Here is a 17798-nt window from a genome sequence, read left to right on the forward strand (position 1 = left end):
CCTTTAACGACGTGCGGCTTTGTAAATAAACTTAGGTAAAACCCACGCTAATATAAAACCAATAAGCGGTAATAACATTTGCATAAGTGCATATACAGCGCTGGTGCGTCGGCTTGCGCCATTAGCAAGTGCAATAGCTTCGGTTGTAATGGTGCTAATACGTCCTCCTCCCGCCAATAATGTTGGTAAGTATTGGCCAAAACTAATCGCTAAACCTAATGCTGATGCGATTAAAATAGGCACAAATAATTGTGGTAGTTTTACTTTAAAAAACACTTTACTAGGCTTTGTACCTAAGCTTGCGGCAACAATAGCAAAACGAGGATCTAATTGCCTGTAGCTGCTCGCTAGCGATAAAAACACATAAGGTAATACAAACAATAGGTGCGCGATAATCACGTTAATATAACTAATAAAACTTACCTGCACTGTGATTAATTGCTGTATCCACACAAGTCCAAATAAAAAAGCGATACTAGGCACAAGTAAAGGAATATAAATAATTAAGCTGGTAAAACGCGAAAGTAACTTACCTTTTATTTGTTCATATTCTAAACAAAGCAGTGTTAACGCAATAGCCAGTAACGTCGTTATAATACCAATCAGTAACGAGTTGAATAAAGGTTCGCCTATTTGCATCACGGCACTTTGCCAATGAATTAACGTGAACGAGTCTGGCAATGTGGCAGGAAAGCGCCAAAAGCCAGCAACTGACCATAAAACTAATCCCACTAGCGCTAGTGCAATAAACACAATAACTAAGGTGGTCACAATTGCAGTAATGATTTGCCAATAAGTACCGCCGTATTCACGTTTACCATTGGTTAACGATTCACAAAATAAGTACTTAACCGTTTTTTCACCTAGTAACCAAAGTACTAATAATCCGCCTGTTAATGCTAATTGTAATAACGCGCCAGCAGAAGCTTTTATACGAAGATTTAAATCAACATCGTTGAACCACTGCATAATAGCAACGGCAAGTGTTGGTGGTGTATTAGGGCCTAAAATTAACGGCATTTCTACACTTGAGCTGGCATAAGCTAATACCGCTAAAAGAGGTAAACGTAACAACGGATATAAACTCGGTAATACCACTTTAAAAAACGCTGTTATTGGGCAATAACCTAAATTAAGTGCCACTTTATGTTGTTGGCGTAATTTTTTCCCTAACTCGGGTTGAGCCAATGCACCTAAGGCCATAAGCAACAAAAACGGTAACTCTTTTAACGTTAAACCTAACATAATACTAATGCCATAAGGGTCGTGAGGGAAAATACCATGAGGTGCTAACTCCCAACCACTTAGCCACGGAGAAAACAAACGAGAAACCATACCCGATGGCGCAATTAAAAAGCCTACCGCAATCGCTGCTGCCGCATGAGGAATAACTAAAATAGGACTCAAGATTTGTTGAATACGGTCAAGCCAAACACTGTTAAAAAATGCCGCTAAGATCATCAGAGTAATAACAAAAGCGAGTACGGTGCTTATTAATCCGGTAGCAATACTTAAGCTTATCATTTGAGTAAGACCTAACGTTTGCCAAAGCGCGTTGAACCCTTGTAGCCCTACGCTGTACTGATTAAGTGCAGGCGCCCAGCCAAATGCTGGTAATAACACGCCAATTAAACCACCAAATACAGGAACAATTAAAAGCAGCAATAAAAACTTAGGGCTAAAGGTAGCCACACGCGTAAACCAATCGGTAGAATGATTGACACCCTGCGTTTGGTTAACTTGCACCTTGTTAGTGACTGTCATGGAGTGACCCCATAACGTGTTTGCCAACCTTGAGTTATTGCTTCAACCCAACTGGGATGGGGTTCGCTTAAGGTACTTTTTATGCTGTTAAAAGGTAGCGCACTTGGGTGAGGTTTTTGTGTTTTAAACAAGGCTTGTTGTTCGCTATTTAATGTTGATGAAATAAGTACGCTGCGATCGCCCCAAATATTCGCTTGTTGTTTATACGCTTGAGCTTTTGGGCTTAATAAAAAGTTAGCGACAAGTTGTGCACCTTGCTGATGGCTAGCGTTATAAGGTATTGCGACAAAATGCGTATTACTTAAACTGCCATCGTCCATTGCATAACTACGAATGCTATAAGGTAAATCGTAACGCTTTACGGCTGCAGGAACTTCTGGCCCAGAAAAGGTAAACGCTAAACTCAACTCAGTATCATCCACTAAACGACGCATTTCTACACCACTTTGCATAAAGTGCTTACCTTTACGCCATAAATTGGGGTGAAGTTCATCTAAAAACGCCCACAAAGGCTTTAATGTTTGTTCTGTATTTTGGGCTGTTGCTTGTGAATAAAGTTGATTTTGAGCTAATAAGCTGTTTTGTTGATGTAACACCACCAACGCATATTTTAGAAAACTCATGCCTAAAAAATCAGGGGGTTTAGGATAGCTAAAGCGTCCGGGATTTTTCTTACTCCAACGAAGTAATTCATACAAACTGCGAGGCGGATTATTTGACGCCAACTGGTCGTAATAAAAAGTGAGTGATGCTTGTCCCCAGGGGGATTCCATACCTTGCGTTGGTACACCAAAGTCTAGTGTTACTGCAGGATTATATTCAGGATCTGTGTAAATAAAATTAGGCTGTTTATCTGCCCAACCTTTTAATAATAATGAGTGCTGAGCCATGGTGGCAAAGTTAGCACCGTTGATCCACACCAAATCAACATTGCCTTGATTATGATTATTTGCCGATTTTTCAGCTAAAACTCGGCTAACCGCTTCACTGGTATCCGTTAACTTAACATGATGTAAAGTGATCTGGTATTGCGCTTTAACCTGTTGTGCAACCCACTGTATGTAGGCATTTATTTGTGGGTCTCCGCCCCACGCATGAAAGTATACGTTTTGGTTTCTTCCTTTTTTTTCAATTTGTTGCCAGTGTTCTTTTAGGTTTATTTCACTTATTTGGCTTATATCGTTTTGTGGTTCAACTGAATAAGCAAAGGCGGTGTTAAATAACACAGTAGAAAACAAGTTAATACAAAAGCAAAACGCGACACTACAAAAGCAGTATCGCGTTAAAGCTTGCCAACACTTAATGTTGTGCATTTAGATCCCAGTTATATTTTAAAAACTGTATTTTCATATCACCCTCTTTAAGGGCTTTTTGTTGAACAGGCGTTAAATTAAGTGCTTCAGGATACTGCAACATAAACTCCTCTAACGAATGCGTGTTGTTATAACCTTTTTCAAAATCCTCGCCGTACCATTTAAAAATTGACGATAAACTTAATGAAAAACTCTGCGCAAAATTACGTGTGGTATCCGACAAAAAACGTACAGTTTGTTGCTCAAGCTGCTGTAATAATTTATCAGCAGTGTAAGCCTCTTCACGCAATGCAGGACAACCAATACTCGCACAGTTTACCGCAAAATGAATACGAGGGTCGTTATACTTTGGCTTACCTTCTTCGTTAACCGCGCCACGAATTAAGTCGTGTTCAATATTGTCTAAACTACGTGTTTCCCCTAATAACGGAATAAACTTTTTACTCCATGGCGAACTAAAAAATCCGCCTAAATCTTTTATTGATTTAAGGTCTGAACCGTCTTTAGATAGATTTGTTACAATCAGCTCGACAGTCCACGCATTGTAAGCATTAATTAAAAACGCCAGTTGTTTTGTTTTTCCCCAACCGTCAAATTCATTTTGGCTTACTGCCGACAACATCTTTAAATACGTAGTTAATTCGCTGTGTTGCGCTTGCATAGCCGCATAATTAACAACGGTACTATGGCCATTATTAATAGCCACTACGTTTTGATTTACCAACTGATCCCATACCTTGTGCATGTTTTCAGCATAACTAACAAACGATGCAGCAAGTAAAGTAGAACCTAATAATAGTGTTTTAAAAGAACCTTTAAACATATTAACCTCGACGCCATGTGTGATATTTTTCAAGCCAATTTAATACGGTTTCTGGTGCATGCGCTCTTTTCCACTCGCCTGCCGCATACTTGTTGCCTTCTGCCCACGTTGGGTAACTATGAATAGTTCCTAATATTTTGTTTAAACCTAAACCATGTTTCATGGCTAAAACAAATTCAGCAATTAAATCACCCGCATGTTCAGACACTACCGTTACACCTAATATTTTGTCTTTGCCTTTAGGTGTAATCACTTTGATGAAACCTTTGGTTGCGCTGTCTGTTATGGCGCGATCTAATTCTTCAAATTCAAAACGTGTAATTTCATAATCAATACCTTTATCAATAGCATCTTGTTCATTAAGTCCAACACGCGCTACTTCAGGGTCAATAAATGTTGTCCATGGAATTACACGATAATCCACTTTGAACTTTTTAAGATGACCAAATAAACCGTTAACTGCTGCGTACCAACCTTGATGCGCTGCAACATGGGTAAACTGGTAAGGACCCACAATGTCACCTGCTGCAAAAATATTAGGGTATAAGGTTTCTAAGTATTCGTTGGTAACAACGGTGCGGTTAGTTTCGATACCTAATTCTTCAAGTCCGTAACCTTTAAGACGTGCACTACGACCTACGGCACATAATAACTCGTCGTATTCAATTTCTACTTCTTTATCCTTTCCTTCGTTATTTGACAGGCATTTAACAATAATAAATTTCTTACCATCGCGAGCTTCACAACGTAATGCTTGATGCGAAGTTAAAATGTTAACGCCACTTTCAGTTAATGCTTCGTGTGCAAAGGTAGACACTTCAAGATCTTCTTTGATCATGATGCGCTCTGCCATTTCGATTTGTGTAACGTTCGAACCTAAACGAGAAAAACTTTGTGCTAATTCACTACCAATTGGCCCACCACCTAAAACAACAAGTTTTTTAGGTGCTTCGTCCATTTCAGCAAACTTGCTCCATAATGTATCACTGGTTACATAACCTGTTTCTTCAATACCTGGTAAAGGCGGAATAAATGGACGTGCGCCTGTCGCAATAACAATAGTACGCGCTGTTAATGTTTGTATGCCACCATCATTCAGTTTAATTTCAACCGTCCACGGGTCAATTAACTTACCGTAGCCTTTAACCACTTCTACACCTAAATTTGTGTAACGTTCAACACTGTCGTGTGGTGCAATGTCTGCAATCACTTTATGAACACGCGCCATCACTTTTTTAAATGAGAACTGTGGAGTCGCATTTTCTAAACCGTAATGCTCACCATGACGAATTTGTTCTGCTACTTTTGCACTTTTGATAATCGCTTTACTTGGAACACAACCGTAATTTAAACAATCACCCCCCATTTCTCCAGCTTCAATAAGGGTAACTTTGGCTTTTACTGCAGCAGCAATATAACTTGTTACTAAGCCACCAGCACCAGCACCAATCACAATCATGTTACGGTCGAATTTTTTAGGTTTTGAATAATTTTTGTATACGCGACGTTTTTTAAACATGTTAATGATTCCTTTTGCAATGAGAGGAAAAATACCTAATAAAGCGAACGATAAAATTAAGTTGAAAGATAAAATACCCGACAAACTTTCAATTTGTGCAAGCTGAGTGCCTGCATTAACAAATACAAAAGTACCTGCCAACATACCCACTTGGCTTACCCAATAATAAGTCCATGACTTGATAGACGTAACGCCCATTAATAGGTTTATTAAAAAGAATGGAAAAACGGGTACTAAGCGTAAAGTAAATAAATAAAATGCACCTTCTTTCTCTACACCTTTGTCAATCGCGGCTAAACGCTCAGGAAATTTTTGCTTGATAGAGTCACGAAGTAAGTAACGCGATACTAAAAATGCTAATGTAGCACCTATGGTTGAAGCAAAAGAAGCAAGTAATAACCCCTCAACTAAACCAAATAAAGCTCCCGCCGCTAACGTTAAAATAGTAGCACCAGGTAAAGACAGTGCAGTAACTAGTACATACAATAAAAAGAAACCACCAATAACCAACACCGGTGATTGCTCACGCCATTGGCTAAACTGAGCCATTGAATCTTTCAAGCCTTCCAGTGTCAGCAATTGATGTAAATTGAAATGAAAAAACAGACCAACAGCAACAGCTGCGATCACTAATAACAATAATTTTTTAATCATATTTGTCTCTTTTAAATACTTTATGAAAGCGCTTAAAATTAAACGCTTTATCTTTAAAGTGTGTTTTTAAAACTTGTTGTTATATACCCGTACTTTTAGAAAGAATGAGTAAGGGTTAACTTGGCGTTAATGGGTAATTCAGGAAATACTAAGGTTGCGCCAAAGTAACCGCCTTCAAATACTGGACGCCAATTCTTTTGATTAGTCACGTTATTTACGTCAAAACGTAATTTTGTACTTGGCGTAAAGGTATAGCTGGTATTAACGTTTAGGGTGTATTGATCTCTAATATTAACCGTTGCTAAAAAGTCTAATGGATAACTCTTGGTATATAGACCAGAGAAACCCGCTTGCCATTGCGCACTAATTGAATATTGGCCATTAACACTAAAAGATTGCTCAGGAATACCTTGTACTTGCCTATTCGACGGAGCAAAAGAAGTAAAGCTTGGTGCACCAACACTTGTACCTGCAATAATGTCTGGACGTGAATTATCAAACGCATCGGCTATTTGAGCAGAGTCTTGGCTGCTTGCTGAATTGTCGTAACTTGCATCAATATAGCTGTAACCTGCACTTATCCAATAAGGATAAGCATCGTAAAACACTTGGCTTTCAAAACCTTGTGTACGAATACCGGTATTACTACCGTCTCTATTACGTAAACTACGACGTTGACTAAATACAGCGCCATCAGCATACCAATCGCTATCAGTGGGCGCGTATTTCAAACCAACTTCAACTAACGTATTTTCAGTAGCAAAATTTTGCTCACTAATAATGTTACCACCACCTAATGCGGTACCACCTGCCATACTGTTTGATGTCGCTTCGTTATAACTCGCTGTACCATAAGCAGTAAAGTCGCTGGTAAGCGTATAATTAAAGCTTAAATGCGCTGAATGTAATACTTCATGAATGCTGTCGCTTGCTGCAACTTGACCTTCTGGTGCTATAGGATCACTTGCTTTAACATCATAAAAGTCTGCGCGGTAGCCAACAGTAGTATGTAAATTAGTAGTCCAGTCTGAATCGTGTTGAATGGCTAAACCTGTTTGTATAGAGCGTGAATCGGTAGTATCTGACAAATTAAAGTCGCCCGTACCATCGTTATTCGTATCGTATTGCGCACCTGGTGAAACAAAAACACCGGGGCGAAGCTCAACTAAACGCGCTTGTTGTTCTGCGGTTAAAGGAATACGACGATTTGAAATGGGGCCCGTTAAATCAATAGGTGAATCAGCTTCAGTTGTAAATTGACTGTAACCTAATACTTTGTTGTAGCGCACATCTAAAGCAAAAATAGTTTGCTGATCGCTATTCCATAAATAACTAAGTTCTGTTCTATTTTGTGCAGTATCTGCGCCATCGATAATTTCAACAAAACTGTTTTGTGAAATTTCTTCACGTTGTAAGTGTTGAAAATACGTTGTGTTTTTAAGCAACAAGCTTGGAGTCAGTTCACGTTTATAAACACTGTGTAATAAATAGGTAGTGGCTTCGTTTTGATTGTCTGGATCTGTTAATACCGTGCTTCTATCTAATTTAACTTGCCCTGTTGGAGAAACAATTGAACCTGCTGCTGGTACAGTACTGCCATTGCTTTGAACGCCTTGACCTGTAATGTACAAACCATTGTCAATCAAGGCTTGTGTTGGGCGATTAATGCCCGCGTTGTCGGTAAATTCAACTTGGAATAATTCAAAGTTTATATCCCAGCTACTTTTATCGTCAGGTAAAATACGTAATGCAGCATATAAGCTGTCGCTTTCCATACCCGCGTAATCATAAAAACTGCCGTTATCTATATGTTCAGCACTTATTCTAAAGCCGACTTTATCTTTAATAATAGCGCCCGTGTAATCAACTTGCGCTCGATATTGATCCCAACGTGCTGCCGATAAATTAACTTTGCCTTTGCTTTCATCTGTTGAAGCGGTTTTAGAATGTAAATTAACAAAACCACCATTACGTTGGCTTGAGCCGAATAACACCGGTGGAGCACCTTTCACTACATCTATTTGTTCTACCGAGTTAAATGATAACGGTACACCAAAACCATTGTTACCTGCTTGACGTCGAGTTCCGTCTTGAAACAGTTCACCTAACTGACCACGAATAGTCGGTAAACTTGGCGCACCAAAGCCACTAGCCGAGTATGTGTTTGGGCTAACCGCTAAAACATCTTGTAATGTCGTAATGTTAAGTTGCTCAATTAACTCACTGGAAATAGGCGTAACAGAACGTGCGATATCTTTTAGCGCTAAGTTATCACCAAATGGGCCATCAATAGCGGCATCTTTAACTGATAAGCCTTGGGAATTATTTGCTTGTCCTAGCACTTCAATCACTTCTAATGCATTATCTTTTGATTCTTGTGCGGCATAGCCAACAAAAGGGATATTTAATACGGTGGCTATTGATAAAGCCAAATGTGCGTGCTTCAAACTTTTACTCACTATTATTTTATCCCCTTGCTATATAAAGATATGAGTTGCAACTATAACCTGCATATTGAATAACAACGGGGATATTATGTTATTGATGGGCATTAAGACCTTGAGCCACCTAAATAACTTTCACATAATTTATATGTTTTGATCTTTTAACTAGCGTACCGTAAATTTCTGGAGCAAGTCCTCATGCTGGATGAATATTTCCACACAGTATTTAATAGACTGTATCGTTCTCCGATGAAAGCGACCATTCAGAAAGTTAAATATAATGACGATATTGAAATAATCGAATTAGAAATACCAAAAGATGGTATTCATATAGTGAACAGCGGAGTTTCAAAGCAACCACATAGAATAGTTACCATCAATAATAAGTGTTACTAAAGCCTCCCAGATTTGTAAAGTGACATATTAACTTGATGTGTTTAGTATATATCCCCTTCGTAGTGCTTTTTATAAGGGAACGACCATTATTACAAAGCATTGCCTTGAATTGATATCGCTCAAGTGCTCTGAAATAGCCTCTTGATTGGTAACGGGTATATAATCGTTCTCAATAAACGATAATTTTGGGGCGTTTAAATTTCGTATATAAAAGGTGATAATTATGTCAAGAAGTAATCTGATAGTGTTATTAACATTTATGTTAAATAGTTTTACGGTTTGTTCTGTGATGGCACAGAGTTATTCTGACAAAATAAAGGATAACGGTAGTCTGCGTATAGATCATATTGTTGTTGCTGCTTCTGATCTAAATAAAGGAAGCAAGCAAATTAAGGACATAACTGGAGTTGATACCGTCTTTGGTGGATTGCACCCTGGAGGAACTCAAAACTCTCTAATATCACTTGGCCCGCAAACATACTTAGAGGTGTTAGCACCTCAAGAAAAAAACAAAGTACCCAAGTTAGCAGAGTGGCTTTTACCTTTTGATCATGCGACTCCTATGCGCTTTGCTGTTTCAACAAAAGATATTAAGACGACTAAAAGTTGGCTTCAAAAACATGGTTACCATACAACAGATCTAAAACCAGGAGGACGTACTTTACCAAACGGAGATACCTTGATGTGGACTTCGATGACCATTAAGGATCCTGTAATTAATGGTTCTCCATTCTTCATTCAATGGGATAAACGATCGCCACATCCAGCCGCTACATCTCCAATAGGTTGTGAGTTTCATTCATTAATGGTGATTAGCTCTCAATCAGATGAACTCGAAACACTCTTTAATATCTTGGGACTGGAAATTATCGTTGAAAATTTAGATGGTCGTAATCCCACAATGCAAGTATTGCTCGACTGCCCCAAAGGACGAGTACAATTAAAGTAAACAGTATCTAAATGTAGAATTTGATAAAACCACAACAATCGTAATTTCTGGAGCAGCGATATTTAATAATAGATTGCAGCAGGAATAACCTTTTACAAGCGCAACGACTATTAAATAAAATGATTACAAATAGGTTACTTAGTTTTAACTAGAGTCTGTTGATCTTTCATGTTTAAATTTTGTTTGAATTAAATACTTGTTGCTCGCGGCGCAAGGGATCTAGCATAGTTGTGCTATGTAAATTCATTGCAACAATGAGCAACAAGCATTTAAACGGATCTGTAGAACAGCGTTTATTTGCCATTTATACAACATTATCGCCTATTAGAGTAGAATAGAAACATATCCTCTGCCTTGTATAAAAGGCTAACGCTGATGTAAAAACAATCAGCAAATCTCAACAGACCATAGTTCAATTATTTAGAGGTGAGACTTTTAAATGTTTCAACAAATTGCTTTGCATTTGCACGTACTTGCTCATCTGTCATATTAGGTTTATATAAAGATGAACCTAAACCAAAACCGTTAGCACCAATATCTAATAAAGGTTTCATACTTTCTACAGTAGGATCAATTCCGCCAACAGGGAAAGAAAGTGTTTCGGGAGGTAATACAGATTTTAATGCTTTGTAACCATCTAAACCTAAAGCTGAAACAGGAAATAACTTAATGCCTGTTGCGCCAGCAGCTATGGCATCAAATGCTTCAGTTGGTGTAACTATACCTGGAAAAGTTGCACAGCCAGCAGCAACAGAAAGTTTAATTACTTCTGTATTCATATTAGGTGTAACCACTAAGTTAGCGCCTGTCGCAATTACGTCTTTAGCTTTTTGTGGCGTAGTAACCGTACCAGCACCAATAAGATATTTATCACCAAAAGCGTCAACTAGCTTTTTAATACTGACTAATGGATCAGGGCTATTTAATGGCACTTCAATCATTGTAAAGCCTTCATCAATTAAGATTTGGCCAATGCGCACGACGTTTTCAGGTAATACGCCACGAATGATGGCTATTAAGGGAAGATGCTCTTCAAGTTTGTAACCTTTAGTCATTATTTTAACCTTCATTTAAAACGGTGATTAAATCTGCCATACCAGCAAGAAAACACTCGTCACCACTGATATAAGTTGAAAATATTGAGAGTTCGGTACAAGCTGTTTTGTATCTTTCACACAAACTTTTACCACCCACTAAAAATACGTGGTTATTCTTCAAACTTTTTAATTCGTTACCAATTAATAAACCTGATAAATAATCTAATACTTCATTTTCTTCAATATTATTAAATAATCTGTGTGTTCTTGCAGCAAATAAGGTACTCGTTAAACTATTGGTTAACTGCCCTTCTTTTACGCCTCGAGTAAAAGCGACTTGGCTATCAACCTGTTCCGGTAAACCTTTACCTAAGATGGTATATTTTGAAATAACTGAAAACAGCTCGCCTGTCATGAATGATGAAAAACTCGTCATTTTACCATTAATAAAATTAGCATGTTTGCTGTGTGTACCAGGTAAAATAGCATCTAAAGAGCTTTGTTTAACTATTTTGGCTAAACCAAAAAGTTGAACTTCTTCACCACGCATTACATCATAAGCGCCTGTTTCAGATTGATGGCTTACTCCTGGAATAATGACCGCTTGTGGTCCCCACGGTAAATCAAAACGATGTGCTTTTTTAAGTAAGCCTGCTTCGTCAATCGAAGTGCTTGCATATTCTACGTTAACCCAACCTAATTGAGATCCAACCATACCAGCCATATAAATAGGCAATAATTCAAAATGTTCAATCCAGCCATTTAAAACACTTTTTAATGCTTTAGCAAAATTACCGTCATCAACTTGTAACAAGCCCATAGGTAATTCTTTTTTATCTAGCATCTTACCCTTTGCATTCATTACAAACGCACGAAAATTTGTCGTACCCCAGTCCACAATTAAGTGGCTTGCTGTTTTATTTATATCACTCATTTATATTACAACTCATATTTATAGCCATTTCACTCATCAATGAAATAGCTATTACAGAAAAACATTTCCCAAGCTAACCTAGGATTTTCATTAAGATCTTACTCATTCTTATTCCAGTGCTTCAATCTAATTAATTAACCTCAACTCGGGTTAATGAATGTTAGTGAATGAATTAAAGCTATTACTTATCAACAATTTAATATATATCGTTATTTTCTTAAGCTATATTAGTCTCTCAACATTGATATTTTTGTGTATAACAAGGCGAATTTTTCTATCTAATAGCAGGCTATTAGTCATAAATTCAACGAAGTTAGGCATAAAAATAGCTTGTTGAGTAACTTTGCTTATCCCGAGCTGAGGTTAACTAGCTAAGGTATTAGGAATATTTTATACACCTAAGTTTACATATTAATGTTAACAATCAAAAGACACCATATTTTAAATAAATAGACAATGTTAAGAATGATTTTTATAGTTATACGCGAACCCTTCAAGATGCCGGTTTCAGTGGGACCTTGAGTGGTAATGGGTATATCACAATCTAATCGTACAAAGTTAATTCTGCTAACCGTTCATCAAGAACCGAAATCATTTTTTTATATTCTATTGAATCAACATCTCGGTAATCAAGATTGAATGTATCCGCTGAAATACCTTCTGGTATGCCATGAATTTCAGGCATGAAGTCACTTTCTTCAATATTTTTACTGAATAGTTTTTGTAATCGAAGTGCTGATGCCTCTGACGTTGTTGCTAGTTTAGCTAAACGAGTTCCAGCCCTATCAGCCATTAAGTCTGCAAAGCTGAAACCACTACCACCGGGGTTACTGTCTAGGAATTCTTTTATTTCACCAATGGCATCACTTGCTGAGCTATTGCCAAACAATTGTAAAGCAACAGAATAAATAAAGTGTTTTTGTAAGTCTATACGGTTACGTAAAGTCACTTTATTTCTTAAAAAGTTTCGTTTCCTTATTTGTGCTTCATTTAAATTTGAAACATCGCCAACAAGTAATTCAAAAGTGTCAGAACCAAAATAAAGAGCCAACGCCATTAACGCTGAGTAGTTTTCTTGTACCGCACGCTTTTTACTTTGTGATTGGCTGGTGTTCGCTACAGATGTTTGCTGATGTGCTAACGTAAACATAAACTGAATGTAGTAAGCGAGTTTTCTATTTTTACTGGCTGGGTTTTCTAGCTGATCTAAATGCTCAGCTAAAGCATGATGATAAAATTTTATTTTAGGTACATCACCAAAAAGAGCAAGGTTATCTCTTAAGGCAAAAAGTGCCGAAGAACTTTTATTTAACTCATTCATTTCTTGTGGAATAAATAAGCTTGTACGTATATGTTGATCGTTTAGCTTAACCCATTGCACCATAGAAACTAAATTTGTTCCTAGCTTATCTTGTATAAACCAATCAACAAACCAACGGCTAAAAGATACCAGTTGATTACCTGAAAATGTTAAGCCACCTACATTAACATCGCCGAGATTTATACCGTTATTAGAAGGATGCAGATCACCAGAAATATTCAAATATTTAAATGTCTTAGGAAAAGGCAATTCAATCGACACCTTAATTTTAGCTGCTTCATTTAGAATAATAACATCAGATGAAATTTGTGGAAAAGCTCGATTTAGCAAGGCATTCAAACCATTAATTTCAGTTTGAGATAAAGACAATAAAACAGGCTGTTTCTTATTTTTTAAAGAGTCTATAAAACGTTTCGCTGCCGCTTTGCTTTGGGTAGCCGCTTGCACATTAACAGCATTGTAGTTTTTAAATTGAGGTTGGGATTGCAGTGCAAGAAAGCTCACAATACTAATAAAAATCATACTAGTAATAATGAGCAGTCCTAATATTTTAAATGCTAATTTCAAGAAACACCTAACAAAACAAGTAATAAAATATGATAAAAGTTAATTATTCAGAAGTATCGTCTTGACTAATACGACTCGCCACAGCCCCCTTCTGACCTTTATATTTAGCATCATCTCTTTTATTGTATGGACGTAACGCACTGCTCGACATCGTTTCAAAGTTTAATGCTGCTATTTTCATTTTAGGACGTAAAGCTAAAGGTAATTTACCGCTATTATAAAACTCTAAAACGATTTGACCTGACCAGCCGGGATCAATTCGATGTGCTGTAACGTGTACCATTAACCCTAAACGCGCTAATGACGAACGACCATCTAACCAGCCTACAATATCATCAGGTAAAGTAACTGACTCATACGTTACTGCTAAAGCAAGTTCACCGGGGTGTAAGAAAAAAGCATCACCATCTGCAATATGAATTTCGTCACTCATTACCGAGTTCATAGCTTCTTGCATTTCAGCTTTAGGACCACTTAAATCAATATAGGGGGCTGTATGTTCTTTAAAAACTCTAAATTCGTTGCCTAGTCTAATATCAACACTTACCCCTGAGATCATTGAAACATCAGGCATTGGATCAATACAAATTTTTCCATCGTTAATAGATTGTTCTATATCTTTATCAGACAGTCTCATACTTTTTTTCTTCTATAATTATGTGGCAGTTATATGTCTGTTATCTAAAAATTATTCGTCGCTAAAACATATATCTGCTGTATTCGGGCTTCTTGCATCAAGTTGATAAAACAACTCAGCTGCTACATTGCGCGCTAGTTTACGGTATAACAGGGTTATATCGCTAGTGCTATTTTGTAAAACCGATGAGTTACCATTATCTGCATCTTGTCTTATTTGAATATTTAAAGGAAGTTGACCTAAAAGGGGAATGTTTTTATCTTTTGCGGTATGTACACCACCATTTTCACCAAAAAGATGTGATTGATGACCACAGTTTTCACATACGTGGTAACTCATGTTCTCAACTAAACCTAATACCGGTACTTTAACTTTATCAAACATAGTAATGCCTTTGATAGCATCTGTTAGCGCTATATCTTGAGGCGTTGTAACCACAATAGCCGCGGCAACAGGCACACTTTGCGACAAAGTTAATTGAATATCACCTGTACCAGGTGGCATATCGACAATAAGATAATCAAGCTCTGGCCATAAGGTTTCATTTAATAATTGGCTAAAGGCTCTACTTGCCATTGGGCCACGCCAAACCGTTGCATCTTCATCTCCCACCAAAAAACCTACCGACATAGCCGTAAGACCATTAGCGTTAAGTGGCATTATTGATTTACCATTGCTCGACGAAGGTTGCTGCCCTTTCAATCCCAGCATGGTAGGAAGTGACGGCCCGTAAATATCGGCATCTAAAATCCCCACAGTGCTTCCCTCTGCAATTAGTGCATAAGCAAGATTAACGGCTGTTGTAGATTTACCCACACCACCTTTACCTGAGGTAACCGCAATAATATTACTGATACCTTTTAAGGAATGTTGTCTAACGGGTTTAATTTGATAATCAGGTTTAATAATAGTGGTTTGATTAAGCAACTCAGTTAATGCGTCACTCATCTCATCTAATTCACCATCACAAGGAAAAGGTAAATCAACGTTAATAACGATACAACCATCAACTAAAACAATATGAGGAACCGAGCTAATTTTAAGTATTCCATCAGGAAAAGAATCGCTGTGGTATTCAGTTAAAAAACTCATAATCAAATCTTGCGATTCTTGAGGTACGGTTTTACTAGAAAAAAACTTAGAGAACATGGTTTTCAGACACTTTATCGAACTAATACCAATAAGATTAATTAATTGGTCACTTAGCGAGAATTATTAATGAAAAGTATCTGTAAATTCTGTACCATTCTCCCCATAATTACCACCTTAAATATGTAAACTTTATATGTCTGAATCAAAGTCATCTCAGCTAACGACTGAAAAACGAAAAATATTAGCAACATGTGCCCTACCTTACGCCAATGGTTCTATCCATTTAGGCCATTTACTTGAACATATTCAAACAGATATTTGGGTACGTTTTCAACGAATGCGTGGTCACGAAACTTATTTCGTTTGTGCTGATGATGCACATGGCACACCAATCATGCTTAAAGCACAAGAGCTAGGTGTAACACCTGAAGAAATGATTGCAGGTGTGCGTGAAGAACATATGGCTGACTTTGCTGGTTTTTATATCAGCTTCGACAACTACCATTCAACTCACAGTGAAGAGAATGAAACCTTTGCTCATGAGATTTACAATACATTACATGCCAATGGCCATATAAAAACACGTGTTATTTCGCAATTATATGATCCGGAAAAAGGTATGTTTTTACCTGATCGCTTTATTAAAGGCACTTGTCCTAAATGTAAAAGCGAAGACGAAAACGGCGATAGCTGTGATAACTGTGGTGCTACTTACTCACCTACTGATGTTATTAACCCTCGTTCTGTTGTATCAGGCGCAACTCCGGTATTAAAAGATTCAGAACATTACTTTTTTGATTTACCAGCGTTTGAAGAAATGCTACAAAACTGGACGCGTAGTGGCGCGCTACAAGAAGAAATGGCCAACAAACTTGCTGAATGGTTTGAGTCTGGGCTTAATCAATGGGATATCAGTCGTGATGCTCCATACTTTGGTTTTGAAATTCCAAATGCTCCTGGTAAATACTTTTACGTTTGGTTAGACGCACCTATTGGTTACATGGGTAGCTTTAAAAACTTATGTAATAGATCAAACATCGACTTTGATAGCTTTTGGAATAAAGATTCTGATGCTGAGCTTTATCATTTTATTGGTAAAGACATCATCTATTTCCATAGCCTATTTTGGCCTGCCATGCTAGAAGGCGCTGGTTACCGTAAACCTACTTCTGTTTTTGCTCATGGTTTTGTTACCGTTAATGGCGCTAAAATGTCTAAATCAAAAGGCACCTTTATCAAAGGTCGTACTTATTTAGAACATTTAAACCCTGAGTACTTACGTTATTACTACGCGGCTAAATTAACCAGCCGTATTGATGACTTAGATTTAAACCTAGAAGATTTTGCACAGCGTGTAAATTCTGACTTAGTTGGTAAAGTCGTCAACATCGCTTCTCGTTGTGCTAGTTTTATATCTAAACGTTTCGACGGCATGTTATCAACCAATATTGATGATCAAGCGTTAGCTGACGAAGTAATGAATGCTGGTGACAGTATTGCCCAACATTACGAAAATCGTGACTTTAGCCGTGCTATGCGTGAAATAATGGCATTAGCCGATAAAGTTAATGAATATATTGCGATAAAAGAACCATGGCAGTTAGTTAAAGACGAAACTAAGCAGCAAGAAGTACAAGATATTTGTTCGCTTGGTATTAACATGTTCCGTACGTTAATGATCTACTTAAAACCGGTTCTACCTAAGCTTGCAGAAAGCACTGAAGCATTTTTAAACGATGAGTTACTTTGGGAAGGTCATAAAGTTTTATTAACGAATCACAAAATTAATAAGTTTAAAGCCTTATTACAACGTGTTGATATGGACAAAATCAATGCCATGACAGATGCATCGAAAGATAACCTAGCGGCGAAAGAAGAAGCAGCTAAACCAGCAAAAGAGAAAAAGAAAAAACCTGCAGCGGTTGAAAAACCTAAAATGGATTTCAACAACCCACTTGCTTCAGATCCTATTTCTCCTGAAATTAGTTTTGACGACTTTGCTAAAATTGACTTACGTATTGCTAAAATTGTTAAAGCTGAACATGTTGAAAAAGCCGATAAACTATTAAGACTAGAACTTGCTTTAGATTCAGTTGAAGGTGGTGAAACTCGCCAAGTATTCGCGGGGATAAAATCAGCTTATCAGCCTGAAGATCTTATTGGTAAATTAACAGTTATGGTTGCTAACCTTGCTCCTCGTAAAATGCGTTTTGGACTGTCTGAAGGCATGGTATTAGCAGCAGGACCTGGCGGTGAAGACTTATGGATACTCAATCCAGAAGATGGCGCTCAACCTGGTATGCGAGTTAAGTAAACCTAATACTTAATCATTATTTAGATTAGATAAT

Annotated in this window: 12 protein-coding genes; 2 read left to right on the plus strand and 10 right to left on the minus strand. The window is 37.5% G+C overall.

Annotated elements, in window-relative coordinates; all coding sequences use genetic code 11:
* Positions 1–3: 3 nt before the first annotated feature.
* From AC0L5Q_RS03815 to AC0L5Q_RS03835, 5 genes are all read right to left on the minus strand, one after another.
* Entirely contained in the window at positions 4–1764 is a 1761-nt protein-coding gene (locus tag AC0L5Q_RS03815) for an ABC transporter permease (RefSeq protein WP_473614379.1), read from the minus strand.
* Positions 1761–3077, minus strand: coding sequence for an ABC transporter substrate-binding protein (locus AC0L5Q_RS03820; protein WP_473614380.1), 1317 nt, complete (start codon positions 3075–3077; stop codon positions 1761–1763). The genes AC0L5Q_RS03815 and AC0L5Q_RS03820 overlap by 4 nt, the downstream gene beginning before the upstream one ends.
* On the minus strand, positions 3064–3900 hold the full coding sequence (locus tag AC0L5Q_RS03825) for a DUF547 domain-containing protein (protein ID WP_473614381.1): 837 nt from the start codon (positions 3898–3900) through the stop codon (positions 3064–3066). Before AC0L5Q_RS03825 ends, AC0L5Q_RS03820 begins: the two co-directional genes overlap by 14 nt.
* 1 nt (position 3901) lies before the next feature.
* Complete coding sequence (locus tag AC0L5Q_RS03830; RefSeq protein WP_473614382.1) at positions 3902–6073, minus strand: FAD-dependent oxidoreductase; 2172 nt, start codon at positions 6071–6073, stop codon at positions 3902–3904.
* A 95-nt stretch (positions 6074–6168) separates the two neighbouring features.
* The gene (locus AC0L5Q_RS03835) at positions 6169–8520 is read right to left on the minus strand and encodes a TonB-dependent receptor (protein WP_473618250.1); all 2352 of its coding nucleotides are present in this window, start codon (positions 8518–8520) and stop codon (positions 6169–6171) included.
* A gap of 616 nt (positions 8521–9136) precedes the next feature.
* Here AC0L5Q_RS03835 and AC0L5Q_RS03840 point away from each other — a divergent pair.
* Positions 9137–9862: a VOC family protein gene (locus AC0L5Q_RS03840; protein ID WP_473614383.1), complete on the plus strand. Its 726-nt coding sequence runs from the start codon at positions 9137–9139 to the stop codon at positions 9860–9862.
* A gap of 416 nt (positions 9863–10278) precedes the next feature.
* On the opposite strand, the gene AC0L5Q_RS03845 is transcribed toward AC0L5Q_RS03840, so the two are convergent.
* The 5 genes from AC0L5Q_RS03845 to apbC form a co-directional block, all read right to left on the minus strand.
* Complete coding sequence (locus tag AC0L5Q_RS03845; RefSeq protein WP_473614384.1) at positions 10279–10917, minus strand: 2-dehydro-3-deoxy-6-phosphogalactonate aldolase; 639 nt, start codon at positions 10915–10917, stop codon at positions 10279–10281.
* 4 nt (positions 10918–10921) lie between these two features.
* Positions 10922–11833, minus strand: coding sequence for a 2-dehydro-3-deoxygalactonokinase (locus AC0L5Q_RS03850; protein WP_473614385.1), 912 nt, complete (start codon positions 11831–11833; stop codon positions 10922–10924).
* 544 nt (positions 11834–12377) lie between these two features.
* Positions 12378–13721: a hypothetical protein gene (locus tag AC0L5Q_RS03855; RefSeq protein ID WP_473614386.1), complete on the minus strand. Its 1344-nt coding sequence runs from the start codon at positions 13719–13721 to the stop codon at positions 12378–12380.
* A 43-nt stretch (positions 13722–13764) separates the two neighbouring features.
* Positions 13765–14358: a dCTP deaminase gene (gene dcd, locus AC0L5Q_RS03860; RefSeq protein WP_473614387.1), complete on the minus strand. Its 594-nt coding sequence runs from the start codon at positions 14356–14358 to the stop codon at positions 13765–13767.
* Between the two features lie 51 nt (positions 14359–14409).
* Positions 14410–15507 carry an iron-sulfur cluster carrier protein ApbC gene (apbC, locus tag AC0L5Q_RS03865; RefSeq protein WP_473614388.1) on the minus strand — a complete coding sequence of 366 codons (1098 nt, stop codon included), beginning with the start codon at positions 15505–15507 and terminating at the stop codon, positions 14410–14412.
* A 136-nt stretch (positions 15508–15643) separates the two neighbouring features.
* On the opposite strand from apbC, the gene metG reads away from it, so the two are divergent.
* Positions 15644–17764, plus strand: a complete 2121-nt coding sequence (gene metG / locus AC0L5Q_RS03870; RefSeq protein ID WP_473614389.1) for a methionine--tRNA ligase — start codon at positions 15644–15646, stop codon at positions 17762–17764.
* Positions 17765–17798: the final 34 nt, after the last annotated feature.

The organism is Pseudocolwellia sp. G5-9, assembly GCF_055808995.1.